Annotated in this window: 16 protein-coding genes; 9 read left to right on the top strand and 7 right to left on the bottom strand. The window is 72.6% G+C overall.

Features of this window, described 5'->3' with window-relative positions:
• Positions 1–49: 49 nt before the first annotated feature.
• Both lpdA and ACWCRJ_RS02200 read right to left on the bottom strand, forming a co-directional pair.
• Positions 50–1,438, bottom strand: coding sequence for a dihydrolipoyl dehydrogenase (gene lpdA, locus ACWCRJ_RS02205; protein ID WP_450937450.1), 1,389 nt, complete (start codon positions 1,436–1,438; stop codon positions 50–52).
• Between the two features lie 291 nt (positions 1,439–1,729).
• A complete protein-coding gene (locus ACWCRJ_RS02200; protein ID WP_450937449.1) occupies positions 1,730–3,268 on the bottom strand; it encodes a leucyl aminopeptidase in 1,539 nt (512 codons plus the stop codon).
• Positions 3,269–4,153: 885 nt separating this feature from the next.
• Here ACWCRJ_RS02200 and ACWCRJ_RS02195 point away from each other — a divergent pair.
• Positions 4,154–4,939, top strand: a complete 786-nt coding sequence (locus ACWCRJ_RS02195; protein WP_450937448.1) for an endo alpha-1,4 polygalactosaminidase — start codon at positions 4,154–4,156, stop codon at positions 4,937–4,939.
• Positions 4,940–5,005: 66 nt separating this feature from the next.
• Here ACWCRJ_RS02195 and ACWCRJ_RS02190 read toward each other — a convergent pair whose 3' ends face one another.
• Complete coding sequence (locus tag ACWCRJ_RS02190) at positions 5,006–5,815, bottom strand: adenosylcobinamide-GDP ribazoletransferase (RefSeq protein ID WP_450937447.1); 810 nt, start codon at positions 5,813–5,815, stop codon at positions 5,006–5,008.
• 120 nt (positions 5,816–5,935) lie between these two features.
• On the opposite strand from ACWCRJ_RS02190, the gene ACWCRJ_RS02185 reads away from it, so the two are divergent.
• A complete protein-coding gene (locus tag ACWCRJ_RS02185; protein ID WP_450937446.1) occupies positions 5,936–6,781 on the top strand; it encodes a hypothetical protein in 846 nt (281 codons plus the stop codon).
• A 999-nt stretch (positions 6,782–7,780) separates the two neighbouring features.
• Here the strand turns inward: ACWCRJ_RS02185 and cobT are convergent.
• Positions 7,781–8,896, bottom strand: a complete 1,116-nt coding sequence (gene cobT / locus ACWCRJ_RS02180; protein WP_450937445.1) for a nicotinate-nucleotide--dimethylbenzimidazole phosphoribosyltransferase — start codon at positions 8,894–8,896, stop codon at positions 7,781–7,783.
• Positions 8,897–9,088: 192 nt separating this feature from the next.
• On the opposite strand from cobT, the gene ACWCRJ_RS02175 reads away from it, so the two are divergent.
• The gene (locus ACWCRJ_RS02175; protein WP_450937444.1) at positions 9,089–9,937 is read left to right on the top strand and encodes a class I SAM-dependent methyltransferase; all 849 of its coding nucleotides are present in this window, start codon (positions 9,089–9,091) and stop codon (positions 9,935–9,937) included.
• A gap of 60 nt (positions 9,938–9,997) precedes the next feature.
• On the opposite strand, the gene ACWCRJ_RS02170 is transcribed toward ACWCRJ_RS02175, so the two are convergent.
• Complete coding sequence (locus ACWCRJ_RS02170; RefSeq protein WP_450937443.1) at positions 9,998–11,203, bottom strand: bifunctional adenosylcobinamide kinase/adenosylcobinamide-phosphate guanylyltransferase; 1,206 nt, start codon at positions 11,201–11,203, stop codon at positions 9,998–10,000.
• 127 nt (positions 11,204–11,330) lie between these two features.
• Here ACWCRJ_RS02170 and ACWCRJ_RS02165 point away from each other — a divergent pair, with 127 nt between their 5' ends.
• A complete protein-coding gene (locus tag ACWCRJ_RS02165) occupies positions 11,331–11,543 on the top strand; it encodes a hypothetical protein (protein WP_450937442.1) in 213 nt (70 codons plus the stop codon).
• Positions 11,544–11,817: 274 nt separating this feature from the next.
• Here ACWCRJ_RS02165 and ACWCRJ_RS02160 read toward each other — a convergent pair whose 3' ends face one another.
• A complete protein-coding gene (locus tag ACWCRJ_RS02160) occupies positions 11,818–12,531 on the bottom strand; it encodes a class I SAM-dependent methyltransferase (RefSeq protein WP_028796922.1) in 714 nt (237 codons plus the stop codon).
• A gap of 80 nt (positions 12,532–12,611) precedes the next feature.
• The gene (locus ACWCRJ_RS02155; RefSeq protein WP_450937441.1) at positions 12,612–13,241 is read right to left on the bottom strand and encodes a DUF3043 domain-containing protein; all 630 of its coding nucleotides are present in this window, start codon (positions 13,239–13,241) and stop codon (positions 12,612–12,614) included.
• Between the two features lie 336 nt (positions 13,242–13,577).
• Here ACWCRJ_RS02155 and ACWCRJ_RS02150 point away from each other — a divergent pair, with 336 nt between their 5' ends.
• The 5 genes from ACWCRJ_RS02150 to ACWCRJ_RS02130 all read left to right on the top strand — a co-directional run bounded on the left by ACWCRJ_RS02150 (position 13,578) and on the right by ACWCRJ_RS02130 (position 20,090).
• A complete protein-coding gene (locus ACWCRJ_RS02150; RefSeq protein ID WP_450937440.1) occupies positions 13,578–14,378 on the top strand; it encodes a PspA/IM30 family protein in 801 nt (266 codons plus the stop codon).
• Positions 14,379–14,403: 25 nt separating this feature from the next.
• Complete coding sequence (pspAA, locus tag ACWCRJ_RS02145; RefSeq protein WP_005478354.1) at positions 14,404–14,682, top strand: PspA-associated protein PspAA; 279 nt, start codon at positions 14,404–14,406, stop codon at positions 14,680–14,682.
• 149 nt (positions 14,683–14,831) lie between these two features.
• Positions 14,832–16,040 (top strand): sensor histidine kinase, encoded by a 1,209-nt coding sequence (locus ACWCRJ_RS02140; protein WP_450937594.1) that lies wholly within the window; start codon positions 14,832–14,834, stop codon positions 16,038–16,040.
• Positions 16,041–16,062: 22 nt separating this feature from the next.
• Positions 16,063–16,752 carry a response regulator gene (locus ACWCRJ_RS02135; RefSeq protein ID WP_450937439.1) on the top strand — a complete coding sequence of 230 codons (690 nt, stop codon included), beginning with the start codon at positions 16,063–16,065 and terminating at the stop codon, positions 16,750–16,752.
• 203 nt (positions 16,753–16,955) lie between these two features.
• Positions 16,956–20,090, top strand: a complete 3,135-nt coding sequence (locus ACWCRJ_RS02130; RefSeq protein ID WP_450937438.1) for an efflux RND transporter permease subunit — start codon at positions 16,956–16,958, stop codon at positions 20,088–20,090.
• Positions 20,091–20,190: the final 100 nt, after the last annotated feature.

The raw sequence follows: 20,190 nt of genomic DNA, 5'->3' as shown, positions 1-20,190 counted from the left end.
GCTCCTTAACGATTGCGGAAGTCTGGATCGTCGCTTCGTCGACCGAGGGTCAGTCGTGCGAGTGCAGCGGCTTGCCCGCGAGGGCCAGGTGGGCCTCGCCGAGCGCCTCGTTCTGCGTCGGGTGGGCGTGGATGAGCTGGGCGACCTCGGAGGGCAGCGCTTCCCAGTTGTAGATCAGCTGGGCCTCGCCGACCTGCTCGCCCATGCGGTCGCCGACCATGTGGACGCCGACCACGGCACCGTCCTTGACCTGGACGAGCTTGATCTCGCCCGAGGTGTTGAGGATCTTGCTCTTGCCGTTGCCCGCGAGGTTGTACTTCAGAGCGACGACCTTGTCCGCGCCGTAGATCTCCTTGGCCTTGGCCTCGGTGATACCGACGGAGGCGACCTCGGGGTGGCAGTACGTCACCCGCGGGACACCGTCGTAGTCGATCGGAACGGCCTTCAGGCCGGCCAGACGCTCCGCCACCAGAATGCCCTCGGCGAAGCCGACGTGCGCGAGCTGGAGCGTCGGGACCAGGTCACCGACGGCGGAGATGGTCGGGACGTTCGTCCGCATGTACTCGTCGACCAGGACGTAGCCGCGGTCCATGGCGACGCCCTGCTCCTCGTAGCCGAGACCGGCGGAGACGGGCCCCCGGCCGACGGCCACCAGGAGCAGCTCGGCCTCGAACTCCTTGCCGTCGGCGAGGGTGACCTTGACACCGTCCTGGGTGTACTCGGCCTTCGAGAAGAAGGTGCCCAGGTTGAACTTGATGCCGCGCTTGCGGAAGGCGCGCTCAAGAAGCTTGGAGGAGTTCTCGTCCTCGAGCGGGGCGAGGTGCTTGAGGCCCTCGATGATGGTGATGTCGGTGCCGAAGGACTTCCAGGCGGAGGCGAACTCGACGCCGATGACACCGCCGCCGAGGACGATCGCCGACTTCGGGACCCGGTCCAGGACGAGGGCGTGGTCCGAGGAGATGATGCGGTTGCCGTCGATCTCCAGGCCCGGCAGCGACTTCGGCACGGAGCCGGTCGCCAGCAGGACGTGACGGCCCTGGACGCGCTGGCCGTTGACATCGACGGAGGTCGGGGAGGACAGACGGCCCTCACCCTCGATGTAGGTGACCTTGCGGGAGGCGATGAGCCCCTGCAGACCCTTGTACAGGCCGGAGATCACCCCGTCCTTGTACTTGTGCACGGCGGGCACGTCGATGCCCTCGAAGGTGGCCTTCACACCGAACTGCTCGCTCTCGCGGGCCTGGTCGGCGATCTCGCCCGCGTGGAGCAGGGCCTTCGTGGGGATGCATCCCCGGTGCAGGCAGGTGCCGCCGACCTTGTCCTTCTCGATCAGGGCGACGTCCAGGCCCAGCTGGGCCCCGCGCAGGGCCGCGGCGTAACCACCGCTACCACCGCCGAGGATCACTAGGTCGAAAACGGTGCTGGCGTCGTTCGCCACGTCACGTCCTCCATGCATGTGCGCCGTACGTCGGTCGTCCTCGACCGCGCGGCGGCTGGTGTCCGGCCGCTCTTCTTCGGCCCTGTGGTGGGGGCCCTGTCCTGCCGAGCCCCATCTTCGCACTTGTCGAGGGCGAACGAGACGCCGGGCCGGGGTGTGAGACACCACACGCTCACCTGAGAAGGAGGGAGCGGGACAGCGCGCCCTTCAGGGGCGTGGGGAACTGCGCGACCAGCCCCCACGCCCCCGCACCCGCCGTAGAACCGACCGGACCGAGCCGCTAGGCGGACATCAGCCCAGGTCGCCGGAGGCGGCCCGCTCGGCGAGCCGCACCAGTGTCCTGACGGCGGTCCCGGTACCGCCCTTGGGCGTGTACCCGAAGGGCCCGCCCTCGTTGAACGCCGGTCCCGCGATGTCCAGGTGCGCCCAGGTGATCCCCTCGCCCACGAACTCCTTCAGGAACAGCCCGGCGACGAGCCCGCCGCCGTAGCGCTCACCCATGTTCGCGATGTCGGCGGTCGGGGAGTCCATCCCCTTGCGCAGGTGGTCCGGCAGCGGCATCGGCCACGCCGGCTCCCCGGACTCCTCGGCGGCCTCGTGCACCGCGGAGCGGAACGCGTCGTCGTTGGCCATGATCCCGAAGGTCCGGTTGCCCAGCGCCAGCATCATCGCGCCGGTCAGCGTCGCCACGTCGACGATCGCGTCCGGCTTGTCCTCGGACGCCTTGGCGAGCGCGTCGGCCAGCACCAGCCGGCCCTCGGCGTCGGTGTTGAGCACCTCCACCGTCTTGCCGCTGTACATGCGCAGCACGTCACCCGGGCGGGTGGCGGAGCCGGAGGGCATGTTCTCGGCCAGGGCGAGCCAGCCCGTGACGTCGACCTCCAGCTTGAGCCGGGCGGCGGCGACGACAGCGGCGAACACGGCGGCGGCACCGCTCATGTCGCACTTCATCGTCTCGTTGTGCCCGGCGGGCTTGAGCGAGATGCCGCCCGAGTCGTACGTGATGCCCTTGCCGACGAACGCCAGGTGCTTCTTCGCCTTGGAGTGGGTGTACGACAGCTGCACCAGCCGGGGCGTGGCCGCGGAGCCCGCGCCGACGCCGAGGATGCCGCCGTAGCCGCCCTTGGCGAGCGCCTTCTCGTCGAGGACGGTCACCTTGATGCCGTGCTCCTTGGCCGCGGTCTGCGCGACGGCGGCGAAGGCCTCGGGGTCCAGGTCGTTCGGCGGGGTGTTGATGAGGTCGCGGGCGCGGTTCAGCTCCTCGGTCACCGCGATGGCACGCTCGGCGGCCGCCTTGTGGGCCTTGTCGCGCGGCTTCGCGCCGAGCAGGACGACATCGGCGAGCGGCGCCTTGCCGTTCTTGGCCTTCGGGTCCTTGGCGTTGCCCTTGTAGGCGTCGAAGGAGTACGCGCCGAGCAGCGCGCCCTCGGCGACGGCGGCCACGGTGTCGGCGTCCCCGACGGGCAGCGCGAACGCGGCCTTCTTCGTACCGGACAGGGCACGGGCGGCGGCACCGGCCGCGCGGCGCAGCGCCTCCGCGCCGAACGAGGCGTCCTTCTCGGGCACCGCGCCCAGGCCCACCGCCAGCACGAGCGGAGCCTTGAAGCCGGACGGCGCGGGCAGCTTCGTCACCTCGCCCTCCGCGCCCGAGGCGCCGAGGGTCTCCAGAAGGCCGGCGAGCTTGCCGTCGTAGGCCTTGTCCACGGCTTCGGCGCCCGGCGCTACGACCAGGCCCCCAGGCCGAGATGCAGAGCCCTTCGCGACACCGACCACGATCGCGTCGGCGCGGAGGCCGGGCGCGGCGGCGGTGCTGAGAGTGAGAGCAGTCACGGTGGTGAAATCTCGCTTCCGATTGAGTTTCGGTGGCCGAACGGATGGGTCGACGTGCCGAGAACGAGCCTAGGCCCTTGTTCGGCCCATCGGACCTGGGGCGTGGGCCGGTTGCGTTCCCGCCGTCCGTGCGGTGTCCGCTGCGACCAGCCTCCCCGACTTTCCGCTGCGGGCGTGCAGGGAGATCCCCATCTCTCAGGCATAGGGGGATCCCTTATCGCCGCGCGGACGTGGCCGTTCCCTGGTCTTCGTGCACGGTACCGACGGTCTCCGCGCGTAGCGTCGGCCACCGCTTTCGCTCACTCCTGCGGGCGTTCACCCTATGTGGCTTCATGGCGGTTCTCGTGTCCCGTATGCCATGACCCGAGCCGCACTCGTCCCGCCGGTGAGTGATCAGCTCATCGGTGTGCATCACTTCCACTGAATTCCCTACGGCCCGGTGCTCCGGTCCGGCGGTGCGGGATCTTCTCGGCGGAGGGGTCCGGCCCGACCCCATCGACGAACCGGCCCACCTGCAAAGGGAGTTCGTGGCTCGCGGCCGTCCCTCCGGACGAGAGCGCGGCCCTGTTGGAGCCGGACGGCATGTCGGACGACCACCCCCGCGAACGCCACGGCCGCCGCAACCCCTCCGCCCTGGGCGAGGAACTGTGGGGAGACCTGCCGGCGACAGCCGCCCGACCCCGGGCCCGGCGACAGCCGCCCGACCCCGGGCCCGGCGACAGCCGCCCGACCCCGGGCCCGGCGACAGCCGCCCGACCCCAGGCCCGGCGGCAGCGGCGGACCGGGCGCGTGGGTGTGCCACCCGGGCGCCTTCGCGCACCGCGCCGTACCCGGCGTGGGGGATCATCCCTGGGGTACGTTGCCGCCCGCCCTGGAGCCCACCCGATGAGCCGCGTCCCCGCCCGCCGTGCCCTGCTGTCCCTGATCCCGCTCCTGTTGGCGGCGGGGTGCACCACGGGGGAGGAGACGGACGCCCACTGGCGGCCGCAGCCCGGCACCCAGTGGCAGTGGCAGCTCAGCGGGCGCCTGGACACCTCCGTCGACGTCCCCGTGTACGACATCGACGGCTTCGACAACTCCGCCGACACGGTCGCAGAGCTGCACGACGACGGCCGCAAGGTCATCTGCTACCTGTCGACCGGCGCCTGGGAGGACTGGCGCCCGGACGCCGAGGCGTTCCCGGACGCGGTCATGGGCGAGGGCAACGGCTGGGAGGGCGAGCGCTGGCTCGACATCCGTGAGACCGACGTCCTCGAACCCCTGATGGCCGCCCGTATCGACATGTGCGCGGAGAAGGGCTTCGACGCGGTGGAGCCCGACAACATGGACGGCTACCGCAACCAGACGGGCTTCCCCCTCAAGGCCGCCGACCAGCTCCGCTACAACCGTCTCATCGCCCGTCTGGCCCACGAACGGGGCCTCGCGGTCGGCCTGAAGAACGACCTCGACCAGATACCGGAACTCGTGGACGACTTCGACTTCGCCGTCAACGAACAGTGCGCCCAGTTCGAGGAATGCGACGACCTGACCCCGTTCATCGAGGCCGGCAAGGCCGTCTTCCACGTCGAGTACGAGAGGGAGACGGGCGACTTCTGCCCCGAGGCCCGGCGCCTGAAGCTCAGCTCACTGCTGAAGAAATGGGAACTGGGGGCATGGCGGAAGGCCTGCTGACCCCGACCACCCCGGTCCGCGCCCCGTAGATACTCCCGGAGGTCCTCCTGGAGGTCCCCTCGGGGATCACCCCAGCGTGAACACGACGAGGGCCGCGGTCGCCGCTGTCTCCGCCAAGCCCCCGAAGACATCACCGGTGACCCCGCCGAACCGCCGTACGCAGTGGCGGAGCAGAAGCTCGGCGGCACCACAGGCGACGACGACCGCCAGCACCGCACGGCCCAGGTCGTACGGCCCGAGGAGGGCCCCCGCGCCCGCCGCCGCGCATCCGACCAGGGCGGCCGTGAGCAGCGCGGACCGAACCGGCACCACCCCCGCCACCGCCGCCCCGAGCCCCTCCGGCCGGGCCGGGGCCACGCCGACGCGCGCCGCCAGGGTCAGCGCCAGCCGCGCGGCGGTCGCCGAGACGGCCGTCGCGAGCGCGCCCAGCGCCCAGGACTCGCCGTACGCCTCGGTGAGCGCGGCGACCTGGGCCAGCAGCACCAGGACGAGAGTGACCACCCCGAACGGCCCGATGTCCGACTGCTTCATGATCCGCAGGGCGTCCTCGGCGGGCTTGCCGCTGCCGAGCCCGTCGGCGGTGTCGGCGAGCCCGTCCAGGTGGAGACCCCGGGTGAGGACGGCCGGTACGGCGACGGAGGCCACGGCGGCGAGCAGCGGACCGGAGCCGAGGAGCAGCAGGAGAGCGCCGAGCGCGGCCGCGCCCAGGCCGACGACCAGGCCGGCGACCGGTGCGCACAGCATCCCGGCGCGCGCGGCCTCCCGGTCCCAGCGGCGCACGCTCACCGGCAGCACGGTCAGGGTGCCGAACGCGAAACGCGGGCCGTCGAGGAGCGCGGGGCGGGGCGGGACGGAGGACTCGGGGGTCGTGGACACCGGCGCAGGCTACCCGGCGCAGCCGACGGCCTCGGCGGCGGCCGGTGGCGGTCGGTGGCGGCCAGGGGCGGTCGGGAGCGGTCGGGGGCGGCCGGGAGCAGTCGTGGATAAAGTTCGCATATGGGTCACTGGTGGGAGCGGAACATCATCGAGCCGGGCAAACTGCCCCTGCTTCTCGCGCTCACCGCGTTCGTCCTGACCTTCCTGATCACCCGGGTCATCACCCGCCTGATCCGCGCGGGCAAGGGCCCCTTCCGCAACATCAGCGGCAGCGGCGGGGTGCACATCCACCACGTCGTCCCCGGCATCGTCCTCACCGTCGTCGGCGGCTTCGGCTCGGTCGCGGGCGACGGGCACGGCTTCGGCGCGCTGATCTCCGCCGTGCTGTTCGGCATGGGGGTGGGGCTGGTGCTGGACGAGTTCGCGCTGATCCTGCACCTGGACGACGTGTACTGGAGCGAGGAGGGCCGTCAGAGCGTCGAGGTGGTCGTCCTGACGGCCGCTCTGGTGGGCCTGCTGCTCGTCGGCTTCCTCCCCTTCGGCGTCAACGACCTCGACGAGGAGGAACTGCAGGACCGGGGAGCTGTCTTGCTCACCATGGGGACGAACTTCCTCGTCGCCCTGATCGCCCTCGCCAAGGGCAAGGCCCGCACCGCGATCTTCGGGGTGATCATCCCGTTCGTCGCCGTCGTCGGGGCCGTCCGTCTGGCCCGCCCCACCTCCGCCTGGGCCCGCCGCTTCTACCGCCGCCGCCCGCGCGCCCGCGCCCGCTCCTGGAAGCGCGCCTACCGCCACGACCGCCGCTGGACGGGCCCCAGCCGCCGGCTTCAGGACTGGATCGGCGGTACCCCGGACGCGGCACCGGAACCGGAGTCCGCGGCCCGCCCCGCGCTCCCGGCCGGCCCGTCGGACCCGACCGGGCGCACCGGCCCGCCGGAGTCGGCCGACCGGCCGGAGCGCCGCTGACGCGCGGCCACGACCCCGCACACCACCAGCACGGCCGCGATCGCCGCCAGATGCTCCTTGCCCGCGAGGTTCTCCTTCACCAGCACCTCGACGACCATCGCCACCACGACCGCCCCCGCCGTGACGTACGCCCGGTGACGCCACCCCACGAACACGGCGAGCCCCACCACGGCCGCCGACGGCCCGGTGTCCACGACCCGCGCGTCCGACGCGGGCAGTCCCACCAGGAGAACGTCCGGCCCGAGCGCGATGCCCACGCGCGCGTACAGCGTCCCGGCCAGCGTGGCGACGTACGCGATCACCAGGGTCCGCCGTCGGCCCAGACAGACCTCCGCGACCCCGAACACGAGCAGGATCTGCGCCAGCGCACCCCACACGGGCAGATCCAGCGCCGGTACGAAGAGGGAGAGCGGTGTCCGCAGCAGCGCGAGCCCGAGCGGATCCTCCGCCCGCACGGCACCGACGTCCTCGATGAACCGGTAGCCCCAGGGCTGCCGGTGCGCCAGGTGAACGGCGGCCGCGAGGCAGACGGCGGCGAGCGTCATGGGGACGGCCCGCAGGCGCCGGCCTGTCAGGGCCGGGCGCACGGCCCCGTACAGGGGGCCCCATTCGGCGCGGGCCAGGCGGGCGGCCCTGTTCAACGGTCCGTCCTCATCCGTGCGACCTCGTCCGTGCGACTCCGGGAACCTGGCGCGCCGTTTCGCCCGCCATGGTCGAAGACCGGCCGGAGAGGTGCGAAGTTGAGCGGTGCCCGCGTGATCCCGGTCTCTCCCGGCCCGTTCGTCCGGTCGCGCGTGAGGGGCCGGGGGTGCGGGCGGGTCGGCGGGCGCGGGTCCGTGGGGTTTCTCGCGCAGTTCCCCACGCCCCTGAAGGACAGGCCCCTGGGGGCCTGAAAAGCACGGGGCGCGGCCCGTGCTTTTCAGGGGCGCGGGGAACTGCGCGACCAGCCCCACTCGCCCGCACCCGAAGAACCCGCCCCCGGCCGGGACTCAGGTCGAGTCAGGTCGCGTCGTACTCCTCGGCCGGCTTCGCCGACTTCGGCTCCGTCGTGTCCGGCTCCGCCGGGTCGGGCTCGCGCTCGGGCAGCTCCGCCGCCCACGCCGCCGCGGCCCGCACCAGCGGCAGCGCCAGCAGCGCCCCCGCCCCTTCCCCGACCTGCACCCCGTGGTCGAGCAGCGGCTCGATGGCCATCCGGTCCAGCGCCTTGGCCTGGGCCGGCTCCCCGCTGCTCTGCCCGGCCAGCCACCAGTCCGGCGCCCGGAAGGCGACCCGCTGGGCGACCAGCGCGCACGCCGCCGACACCACGCCGTCCAGGATCACCGGCATCTTCCGCACCGCGCTCTGCAGCAGGAACCCGGTCATCGCCGCGAGATCCGCCCCGCCCACGGCGGCGAGCAGCTGCAGCTGGTCCCCGAGCACCGGCCGGGCCCGCCGCAGGGCGTCCCGGACCGCCGCGCACTTGCGCATCCACGTCAGATCGTCGATCGCCCGCCCGCCCCGCCCGGTGACGACGGACGCGTCGGTCCCGCACAGCCCGGCGACGAGAACCGCCGCCGCCGTGGTCCCGCCGACGCTCACATCGCCGAGGACGACGAGATCGGTCCCGGAGTCCGCTTCCTCGTCCGCGAGGGCGACACCCACCCGGAACGCGGCCTCCGCCTCCTCGGCCGTCAGCGCGTCCTCGACATCGATACGCCCCGACCCGCGCCGCACCCGATGCCGGACGACCTCCACGGGCAGCGCCTCGGGGTCGCAGTCCAGCGCGAGGTCCACCACGCGCACGGGGACGTCGAGCTGCCGGGCCAGCACCGCCACCGGGCTGCTCCCGTCGAGGACGGCCCGTACCAGCTCGTCCGCCGTGCCCGCGGCCCGCGCCGAGACCCCGAGTCCGGCGATCCCGTGGTCGCCCGCGAACAGCAGCACCCGGGCCCGGCCGATCGGCCGCACCGGCACGGCCGACTGCGCCGCCGCCAGCCACTCACCCAGTTCGTCGAGGCGGCCCAGCGCCCCGGTCGGCACGATCTGCCGCTCCCGCCGCGCCTCCGCGTCGCGGCGCACCCCGCCGTCGGGGCGCTCGATCAGATCGGTGAAGTCGTCGAGATTAAGCGAGCTCATTCGCCGAACAGTACCGGCAGCGATCGAACACGACCGCGCCACACCGTGCCCCGGCGACCGGCGAACGTCCCACCGCGCCACGGGCACGTCATTGCACCCGAGATCCCGCTCACCTACGTACCTTTTTGTGGCGAATGTCCGTAGGTCGTCACCCCGGTCGCGTACGCGATCCCGTCGTTCCCAGGAGCCGCCATGCCCCCCACCCCGCGGCCGGAGCCCGGCCGACCCGCCACGGGAGCCGACCCCTTCCACGAACCGCGCCGGGACGACTGCCCCTGGTGCGGCTCACGGCAGTTGCGTACCCGGGTGCGCGCGCCGGAGGGCAGGCGGCGCGCGCCGGGCACCTTCGCGGTGGACGAGTGCCGGGACTGCGCGCACGCCTTCCAGAACCCCCGGCCCACGGCGGACGGCCTGCTGCTCAGACACCACCAGCACCCCGGAGCGGACGACGACCGGACCGACCCGGACGGGCGCCGGCGCCGCAGACACCACCGGGGCGCCGCCCGCGCACTGCTGCCGTACCCCGAACCGGAGAGCTGGCTGGACGTCGGCACCGGACACGGCCACTTCCCGGAGGCCGCGCGCGCGATCCACCCGTACACCTCCTTCGACGGCCTCGACCCGACCCGGCGCATCGAACGGGCCTGGGAGGCCGGGCGGGTGGAGGAGGCGTACCTGGGCCTGCTCACCGACCCGGAGATCACCGTGCGGCTGCGCGCCCGCTACGACGTGGTCAGCATGTTCCACCACCTCGAACACACCGCCGACCCCCGCGACGAACTCCGCGCCGCCCACACCGTGCTGCGCCCCGGCGGCCGTCTCCTCCTCGAAGTCCCGGACCCGGCCCGCCCGTTCGGCACCCTGCCCCTCGGCGGCCGCCGCTACTGGAGGCCGCGCGACCGGCCACGCCCCCTCCACCTCATGCCCCTGCGCAACCTGCTCACCGAACTGCGGTCCCTGGGCTACGAGATCCTCACCACCCGCGCCTGCACCCCGCTCCCGCCCCGCGCGCACCGCATCCTCGCGCGCCGCACCGCGTGACGAGCGCCCTTTGCCGCTTCCACACCCCGTGCCGCACTCCCGTAGGGGCGAATCCGTGCCTCACCCCCGCAGGGACAGCGCCTGCCCCGCCACCACCAGCAGCACGTGTTCGCACTCCGCCCCGAAGGACGCGTTGAGCCGCCCGAGTTCGTCGCGGTAGCGGCGGCCGGAGGCGGTGGCGGGGACGATGCCGGAGCCGACCTCGTTGGAGACGGCGACGATCGTGCGGCGCGTGTGCCGTACGGCGTCGGTCAGTTCGGTGACACGCGCCCGGAGCGCGCGCTCCCCGCCGTCGGCCCACTCCGCGTCGTCCCACGCCCCCACCTCGTCCATCGCGTCCGTCAGCCACAGCGAGAGACAGTCGATGAGCAGCGGCGGCCCGTCGTCCTCCTTCAGCAGCGGGACGAGGTCGCAGGTCTCCACGGTGCGCCAGGAACCGGGCCGTCGCTCCCGGTGGGCGGAGACCCGCTCGGCCCACTCCCCGTCGCCGCCCCGCGTCCCGCCGGTCGCCACGTAGAGCACGTCCGGGAACGCCTCCAGCCGCCGCTCGGCCTCCACCGACTTCCCCGACCGCGCCCCGCCGAGCACCAGCGTTCGGCGCGGTACGTCGGGCACGTCCTCGTAGGCGCCCACCGTCAGCGTCGTCCCGTCGGGCACGACGCGCGCGCCCGCCGCCGCGAGCCGGCGCGGCAACTCGCCGTCCGCCGGCACGTCGTGGTCGATGTGGACGGCCACGACATCGGTCGTCGGCCCGACGGCACCCACCCTCCGCAGCCGCGCCAGCGCGTCCGGCCGCCCGAGGACGTCGGCGAGCACCATGTCGTACGGGTCCGCCGCGTGCTCCTCCAGGCCGGCGGGCGCGCCCCTCGGCGGCAGGTACAGCAGCCGCTGCCCGCCCGGCCCGGTCACCGCGTACCCGGTGCCCGGCGCGTCCAGGGCCAGTGCCCGCACCCGGTGCCCGGTCAGCAGCGCCAGCTCCCGCCCGTCCGGCACCCGGCCCGGCTGCGGCAGTCCCGGCGGCACCTCCACGGCGGGTCCGTCGTGCGGATGCGACAGCAGTACCTGCCGCACCCCGGTCAGGGAGTGCCCGGCGCGCGCGGCCGCGAGGGCGGCGCCCGGAGTGAGGTCGAGCAGCAGTGCGCCGTCCACGAGCAGCGCGGTCGCCCCGCGCGCGGCATCACCGAGCGCGGTCGCGCACGCCGCGCACGGACAGTCGGGGCGGGGAAGCCCCGCGGGGGCGCCGGTGCCGAGCAAAGTCAGTTCCACGCCCCCGATTTTCGCGTGTCCCGATGAACACCCGCAGGTCTTGTGCGTCCGACTAGGCTCAAGGGAGGAACCGGATCTTGCTCGGCACCCTGTGCGTGGTGCCGGGCCGGTACTTACGGAGGCTCACATGGCGGCATGGACGTGGCGGTTCGAGAAGGCCGACGGGGCGGAGGTCCAGCCCGCGGTCCAGCCCGAGGAGTTCACGACCCAGGGGGACGCCGAGTCGTGGATCGGGGAGCACTGGAAGGAGCTGCTGGAGGGCGGCGCCGAGCAGGTCCGCCTCTTCGAGGACACGACACAGATCTACGGACCGATGAGTCTGGACGCGCAGGACGCGTAGCGCTCCGCGGTGGGGCGGGGTTCCTGTCCGGGGCTCCGCCCCGATCCCCGGGAGGCTCGGGGGGTCGGGCGTTCGTGGACGGGTGCGGGTCCGGTGGGGGCTGGTCGCGCAGTTCCCCGCGCCCCTGAAAAGACAGGGGCCGCGCCCCATGCTTTTCGGGCCCGCAGGGCCTGGGCTCTTAGGGGCGCGGGGAACTGCGCGAGAAGCCCCACGCACCCGCACCCGACAACGCACCCGCCGACGAGACCCGCACCCCCCAGTCGCGAGGCGCCCCTCAGCCCCGCACCCCACACAGGTGCAGCAACGCCGCCACCTGCCGATAGGGATCCGTCCGCCCCGCCCGCTCCTCCGCCGCGAGCAGCGCTTCCAGGTTCCCCTGCCCGTCGGGCACCACCGCGTCGTCCGCGGCGAGATCCGTGAACACCCGCACCCCGTACCACGCGTGCAACGGCGCCCCGATCCCCGCCAGCGCGTCCGTCAGCGTCGCCAGTCGATCCGCCCGCACATCCAGCCCGAGCCGATTGCGGTACGCGGTGGTGTCGAAGGCGGCCAGCGCCCCGGCCCAGTCCCCGGCCAGCCCCGCCCGCATCGCGAGCGCGTCGCCGTTGCGCACGAGCAGGGACAGCAGCCCCCCGGGCGCCAGCATCCGCGCCAGCCCCGCCAGCAGCGCGTCCGGCTCCTCGACGTACATCAGGACGCCGTGACAGAGCACCACGTCAAAACTGCCCGGCAGGAAGTGCACGCCCGTGTCCCGGCCGTCGCCCTCCACGATCCGCACCCGCCCCCGGATGCCCTCGGGCTCCGCGGCGAGCGCCTCCCGGGCCACGGCGATCAGCTTCGCCTCCCGCTCGATCCCGGTCACCGCGTGCCCGGCACGGGCCAGCCGCAACGCCTGCGTGCCCTGCCCCATGCCCACGTCGAGGACCCGGAGCCGCTGCCCGACCGGGAAACGTCCGGCTATCTGCTCGTCGACCTGCCGGGAGACCAGCTCCTGCCGTACGACCTCACGCAGAGTGCCCAGCCGGTTCAGCCAGGCCTGCGCCGCACTTCCGGAGAAAGGGGTCGTGCTCAGGGCCGCTCTCCGCGCTTGACCTGCGGCTTCGGCAGCCGGAGGCGACGCATCTGGAGCGTGCGCATCAGGGCGTAGGCCACCGCGCCTTTCTTGTTCGCGTCGGGGAAGCGCTCGTTCAGCTGCTTCTTCAGACGGAACGCGAGAGAGATCGAGTCGACCACGATCAGCACGATCACGAACAGCCACAGCAGCAGCGCGATGTTCTGCAGCGACGCCACCCGCACCATGCTCAGCACGAGGATGAGCACGGCCAGCGGCAGGAAGAACTCGGCGATGTGGAAGCGCGAGTCCACGAAGTCACGGGCGAACCTGCGCACGGGACCCTTGTCCCGGGCGGGCAGATACCGCTCGTCGCCGGTGGCCAGCGCCTGGCGCTGCTTCTCCATGGCGGAGCGGCGCTCGTCGCGGGAGCGCTTGGCGGCCTCCTTGCGCGTCGTCGGCGTATTGGCGACGCTTCGACGCTGGCCTTGGGCCACACTCCGCTTGGGAGTGGGCCGCCCCTTGGGGGCCTGCGGGTGACGGGTCTGCGGGGAGTCGGTCACCGCCGCCTTGTCGGCGGCCGATTCCTTCTCGCTCTTGGCGCGGCTACGGAACACAAAACCCAAGGGTACGGGGTGCCGGGGCATGGACCCCAGCCGAGTGGGGAACGATCCGGCAACACCCGGCGTCCGTACTGGAGACAGAGGTGGGGCGACAGTGGCCGGGGCGGACCCGGGCACCGGAAAAGGGGGAGCGCGGTGACGGTTCGTCCGTAGGAGAGGCGCGGTGTTCCGCGGGACCGGTTCGTACGCGACCCCCGGGGATCACCTACTCCCTACGCCGGAGCGGTGCCGTACACAGTCGTCCTTGGGGATGAGCGCATCCGTCCCCGAACAGTGCGGTAATAGAAGCAGGGCCCGTACTGTGGGTTCTGTCGCAGACCTGTGAGCTGGAGTTCCGTCAGAAGGGGGCGCGCGAAGCCCATGAGCGGTGTCATGAAGCGTATGGGGATGATCTTCCGCGCGAAGGCGAACAAGGCCCTTGACCGGGCCGAGGACCCGCGCGAAACCCTCGATTACTCGTACCAGAAGCAGCTGGAGCTGCTCCAGAAGGTGCGCCGTGGCGTGGCCGACGTGGCCACGTCCCGCAAGCGTCTGGAGCTCCAGCTCAACCAGCTCCAGTCCCAGTCCTCGAAACTGGAGGACCAGGGCCGCAAGGCGCTCGCGCTGGGCCGCGAGGACCTGGCCCGCGAGGCGCTCTCGCGCCGTGCCGCGCTCCAGCAGCAGGTGACGGACCTGGAGACCCAGCACTCCACCCTCCAGGGCGAGGAGGAGAAGCTCACCCTCGCCTCGCAGCGCCTGCAGGCCAAGGTCGACGCCTTCCGGACGAAGAAGGAGACGATCAAGGCCACGTACACCGCTGCCCAGGCCCAGACCCGGATCGGTGAGGCGTTCTCCGGCATCTCCGAGGAGATGGGCGACGTCGGTCTCGCCATACAGCGCGCCGAGGACAAGACGGCGCAGCTCCAGGCCCGCGCCGGCGCCATCGACGAGCTGCTCGCCTCCGGTGCCCTCGACGACCCGTCCGGCATGCACAAGGACGACATCCAGGCCGAGCTGGACCGCCTCTCCGGCGGGACGGACGTCGAGCTGGAGCTCCAGCGCATGAAGGCGGAGCTGGCGGGAGGCTCGTCCGCCCAGCAGCAGGCCATCGAGGGCGGCACGGGCCAGTCGGCCCCGCAGCAGCAGTCCCAGCGGCAGGACACTCCGCGTTTCGAGAAGTAGGCGTCTCGTCCCCGAGGAGGGCGACATGATCGTACGGATCATGGGGGAGGGGCAGGTGAGGCTGGACGACGCCCACCTCGCCGAGCTGAACAAACTGGACGACGTCCTCCTCGCGGAGATGGAGGTCGGCGACGGCCAGGGCTTCCGCCACACCCTCCACGCCCTCCTGGACAAGGTCCGCGAGCTGGGCGCCCCTCTCCCCGACGACTCCCTGGAGCCCTCGGAGCTGATTCTCCCGGCCCCGGACGCGACGCTGGAGGAGGTCCGGGAGATGCTCAGCGACGACGGTCTGATCCCGGGGTGACCTCACGGACACGGGAGAGCGGCCCACGGGGCCGTCCCGGGGCGTGGGGCGGTACTGACCACACGGCCACCACCGCGGGGGCGCGACCGGCCCCCGCGCACCCGCACCCGACCACCTCGCCCTCCCTCGGCCGGCGCGTCAGGGCCTGGCTGACGGCGCACCCCACCGCCCTGGACGCGGCCCTGGCCGTCGGCGTCCTCGCCGCGATGGTGGCGGGCGCCTTCGTCGACCCCCACGCCGAACACGGCGACAAGTGGGGTGCCCGCACCCCCTCCGCCCTGAGCTTCGCGCTCATGGTGCCGGCCGCCGCCGTCCTGATCGCCCGCCGCCGCGCCCCCCTGGCCGTGCTGGCCGCCACCTCCGCCCTCACCCTCGCCGAACTGGTGACCGGCGACCCGCGCGCCCCCGTCGCGATGTCCGCCGTCATCGCCCTGTACACCGTCGCCTCCACCACCGACCGCCCCACCACCTGGCGCGTGGGCCTGCTCACGATGACCGTGCTGACGGGCACGGCCATGCTCGCCGGCCCGCTGCCCTGGTACGACCAGGAGAACATCGGCATCTTCGCCTGGACCGGCATGGCCGCCGCGGCCGGCGACGCGGTGCGCAGCCGCCGCGACTTCGTGCACGCCATACGGGAACGCGCCGAGCGGGCCGAGCGCACCCGCGAGGAGGAGGCCCGCCGCCGGGTCGCCGAGGAACGCCTGCGGATCGCCCGCGACCTGCACGACGTCGTCGCCCACCACATCGCCCTGGTCAATGTGCAGGCCGGGGTCGCCGCGCACGTCATGGACAAGCGGCCCGACCAGGCCAAGGAGGCCCTCGCCCATGTCCGCGAGGCCAGCCGCTCCGCGCTCGGCGAACTGCGCGCCACGGTCGGTCTGCTCCGCCAGTCCGGCGACCCCGAGGCCCCCACCGAACCCGCCCCCGGCCTGGTGCGGCTCGACGAACTCGTCGGCACCTTCCGCAGTGCGGGCCTCGCGGTCGAGGTGGTCCGCGCCGACGAGGGGGTGACCCTCCCGGCCGCCGTCGACCTCGCGGCGTACCGCGTCATCCAGGAAGCCCTCACCAATGTGCACAAGCACGCGGGCGAGACGGCGAAGGCCGAGGTCAGCGTCGTACGCGTCGGCCCGAACGTGGAGATCACCGTCCTCGACGACGGCGCCGGGCAGGCGAAGAAGGTCGCCGAGGGCGAGGCGGCCGACGGCGGCGGCCACGGACTCCTCGGCATGCGCGAACGGGCCACCGCGCTGGGCGGCACCCTCACCACCGGTCCCCGCTACGGCGGCGGCTTCCGCGTCCATGCGATCCTGCCGCTCACGACCCGCACGACCGCCGCGCAGGCGGCACGACCGTGACCAGCGCCCCGGGGGACCCCGTATGACGATCCGTGTCCTGCTCGCCGACGACCAGGCCCTGCTCCGCAGTGCCTTCCGGGTGCTCGTCGACTCGGAGCCGGACATGGAGGTCGTGGGGGAGGCGTCGGACGGGGCGGAGGCGGTGCGGCTCGCGAAGCAGGAGCGGGCGGACGTCGTGCTGATGGACATCCGGATGCCGGGCACGGACGGCCTGGCCGCCACCCGCCTGATCAGCGCCGATCCGACCCTCGCGCAGGTCCGCGTCGTCATCCTCACCACCTTCGAGGTCGACGACTACGTCGTGCGGTCGCTGCGCGCCGGCGCCTCCGGCTTCCTCGGCAAGGGCGCCGAGCCGGAGGAACTGCTGAACGCGATCCGGGTCGCCGCCGGCGGCGAGGCCCTGCTGTCGCCCACCGCCACCAAGGGCCTGATCGCCCGTTTCCTCGCCCAGCCGGACGACTCGGCCGACGGCGACGGAGGTGCCGCCGCCCGCTCGGAGCGCCTCGCCACCCTGACCAGCCGCGAGCGCGAGGTGCTCGTCCAGGTCGCGGGCGGGCTCTCCAACGACGAGATCGCCGAGCGGCTGGAGGTCAGCCCGCTCACCGTGAAGACGCACGTCAACCGGGGCATGGCCAAGCTCGGCGCCCGCGACCGGGCCCAACTGGTGGTCTTCGCGTACGAGTCCGGCCTGGTACGCCCAAGGGTGGACTGAGAGCCGCCCGGGACTACTCCACCCGGAGTAGGCGAGGCATAAGGAAATGGCCCTGGGGAGCGAGGGAACAGGGGTCCCCCATGGCCCAGGGTATGAGGTGAGCGCTCACATCCGCTTCACACGGGCGACACATGGGGGGATCCAGCCGCATGTGGCACGGGCGTTCGTCCTCCGCTCACGCCACGGAAGAGAGACCCTGACCCATGTCCTGGCTGTCTCGGTTCAGCCTCGCACAACGGGCCCTCGTCGGTCTGATGTCGATCATCGCGCTCGTCTTCGGGGCGATCGCGATACCCCAGCTCAAGCAGCAGCTGCTGCCCACCATCGAACTGCCCATGGTGTCCGTGCTGGCGCCCTACCAGGGCGCGTCACCGGACGTGGTCGAGAAGCAGGTCGTCGAGCCCATCGAGGACAGCCTCGAAGCCGTCGACGGCATCACGGGCGTCACCTCCACCGCCAGTGAGGGCAACGCCCTGATCATGGCGTCCTTCGACTACGGCCCCGGCACCGACCAGCTCGTCGCCGACGTCCAGCAGGCCGTCAACCGGGTCCGGGCGCAGCTCCCGGACGACGTGGACCCGCAGGTGATCGCGGGCTCGACGGACGACATGCCGACCGTCGTCCTCGCCGTGGCCTCCGACCAGGACCAGCAGGCCCTCGCCGACCAGCTCGACCGGACCGTGGTTCCCACGCTGGAGGACATCGACGGCGTCGGCCAGGTCACCGTCGACGGCGTACGGGACCTCCAGGTCACCGTCACCCCCGACGAGGCGAAGCTGGCGAAGGCCGGCCTGAGCACGACGGCCTTCAGCCAGGCCCTCCAGGCCGGCGGCGTCACCGTCCCCGCGGGCTCCTTCGACGAGGACGGCGCCAACCGCACCGTCCAGGTCGGCGGCGGCTACACCTCGCTGGAGCAGATCGAGAACCTGATGGTGCGCGGCCAGGGCGCCAAGAAGCCCGTACGCCTCGCTGACGTCGCCACCGTCAAGGAGGAGCAGGCCAGGGCCGACTCCATCACCCGCACGAACGGTGAGCCGAGCCTCGCGGTCATGGTCACCATGGACCGGAACGGCAGCGCGGTCGCCATCTCCGAGGCCGTCGAGGGCAAGCTGGCGGACATGCGCCGGGACCTGGGTTCCGGCGCCACCGTCACCGTGGTCAGCGACCAGGGTCCGGCGGTGTCGAAGTCCATCGACGGACTGACCACCGAGGGTGCCCTCGGTCTGGTCTTCGCGGTCATGGTCATCCTGGTCTTCCTGGCGTCGATCCGCTCGACCCTCGTCACCGCGGTGTCCATCCCGCTGTCGGTGGTCCTGGCGCTGATCGTCCTGTGGACGCGCGACCTGTCCCTCAACATGCTCACGCTCGGCGCGCTGACCATCGCCATCGGCCGGGTGGTCGACGACTCGATCGTCGTCCTGGAGAACATCAAGCGTCACCTCGGCTACGGCGAGGAGCGCGAGGAGGCCATCCTCAAGGCGGTCCGCGAGGTCGCCGGCGCGGTCACCTCCTCCACCCTGACGACCGTCGCGGTCTTCCTCCCGATCGGTCTCACCGGCGGCATGGTCGGCGAGCTGTTCGGCAGCTTCTCGCTGACCGTGACGGCGGCCCTGCTGGCCTCCCTCGTGGTCTCGCTGACCGTGGTCCCGGTGCTGTCCTACTGGTTCCTGCGCCCCCCGAAGGGCACGCCCGAGGACGCCGAGGAGGCCCGCCGGAAGGCCGAGGAGAAGGAGGCGAGGAGCCGCCTCCAGCGTTTCTACGTCCCCGTCCTGCGCTTCGCCACGCGCCGCCGGCTGACCAGTGTGGCCCTCGCGGCCGTCGTCCTGGTCGGCACGTTCGGCATGGCCCCGCTGCTGAAGACGAACTTCTTCGACCCGGGCGACCAGGAGGTCCTCAGCCTCAAGCAGGAGCTGAAGCCGGGTACCAGCCTCGCCGCGACCGACGAGCAGACCAGGAAGGTCGAGAAGCTGCTCGCCGGCACCGAGGGCGTCAAGGACTACCAGGTCACCATCGGCTCCTCCGGCTTCCTGGCCGCGTTCGGCGGTGGCACCGACTCCAACCAGGCCTCGTACAGCGTCATGCTGGACGACTCGGCCACGGCCGCGGACGTCCAGGACACGATCGAGAAGGGCCTCGCCGGGCTCTCCGGGACCGGTACGACGACGGTCGCGGTCGGCGACGCCTTCGGCAGCCAGGACCTGAGCGTGGTCGTCAAGGCCGCCGACGCCGGCGTCCTGCGCAAGGCCGCCGAGCAGGTCCGTGACGCGGTCTCGACGATGGACAACGTCTCGGACGTCACCAGCGACCTCGCCCAGAGCGTGCCCCGGATCTCGGTCCGGGCCACCGACAGGGCGGCCGCGGCCGGCTTCGACGACCAGACCCTCGGCGCCGCCGTCTCCCAGGCCGTCCGCGGTACGACCAGCGGCCGGGCGATCCTCGACGACACCGAGCGGGACATCGTCATCAAGTCGGCGAAGCCCGCCGAGACCCTGAAGGAGCTGCGCGACCTGCGGCTCGGCGCGGTGAAGCTGCGCGACATCGCGGACGTCGAGCTGGTGGACGGCCCGGTCTCCATGACCCGGATCGACGGCCAGCGGGCCGCGACGATCACGGCGAAGCCCAAGGGCGACAACACCGGCGCGGTCAGCGCCGACCTCACCGCCAAGCTGGACGGCCTGAAGCTGCCCGAGGGCGCCACCGCCGCCATCGGCGGCGTCTCCGAGGACCAGGACGAGGCCTTCGCCTCCCTCGGCCTCGCGATGCTCGCGGCGATCGCGATCGTCTTCATGCTGCTGGTGGCGACCTTCCGGTCCCTGGTCCAGCCGCTGATCCTGCTGGTCTCGATCCCGTTCGCGGCCACCGGCGCCATCGGCCTGCTGATCATCACCGGCACGCCCATGGGTGTCCCCGCGATGATCGGCATGCTGATGCTGATCGGCATCGTGGTGACGAACGCGATCGTGCTGATCGACCTGATCAACCAGTACCGCCGCCAGGGCTACGGCACCGTCGAGGCGGTCATCGAGGGCGGGCGCCACCGCCTCCGCCCGATCCTGATGACGGCACTGGCGACGATCTTCGCGCTGCTGCCCATGGCGCTCGGCATCACGGGTGAGGGCGGCTTCATCGCCCAGCCGCTGGCCGTGGTCGTCATCGGCGGCCTGATCACCTCGACGCTGCTGACGCTCCTGCTGGTCCCGACCCTCTACACGATGATCGAGATCCGCAAGGAGCGCCGGGCGAAGAAGAAGGCCCTGAAGCGGGCGGGCAAGGCGTCCGAGCCGACGAAGCCGGAGTCCGGCTCGGAGGCGGAGAAGCCGGAGCCCGCCGGGGTCTGACACCCCGTGAGGCCCAGGGCGGCCGGGTTGCGGAACCACAGGGTCCGCGGCCCGGCCGCCGTGCGTCGTCCTTACGTATCCTGTGCCTCTGATTGCTGGT

This window comes from Streptomyces sp. NPDC002324 (assembly GCF_053593335.1).
Note: the sequence above shows the minus strand (reverse complement) of the source record. Positions and strands in the feature narration are given on the sequence as shown.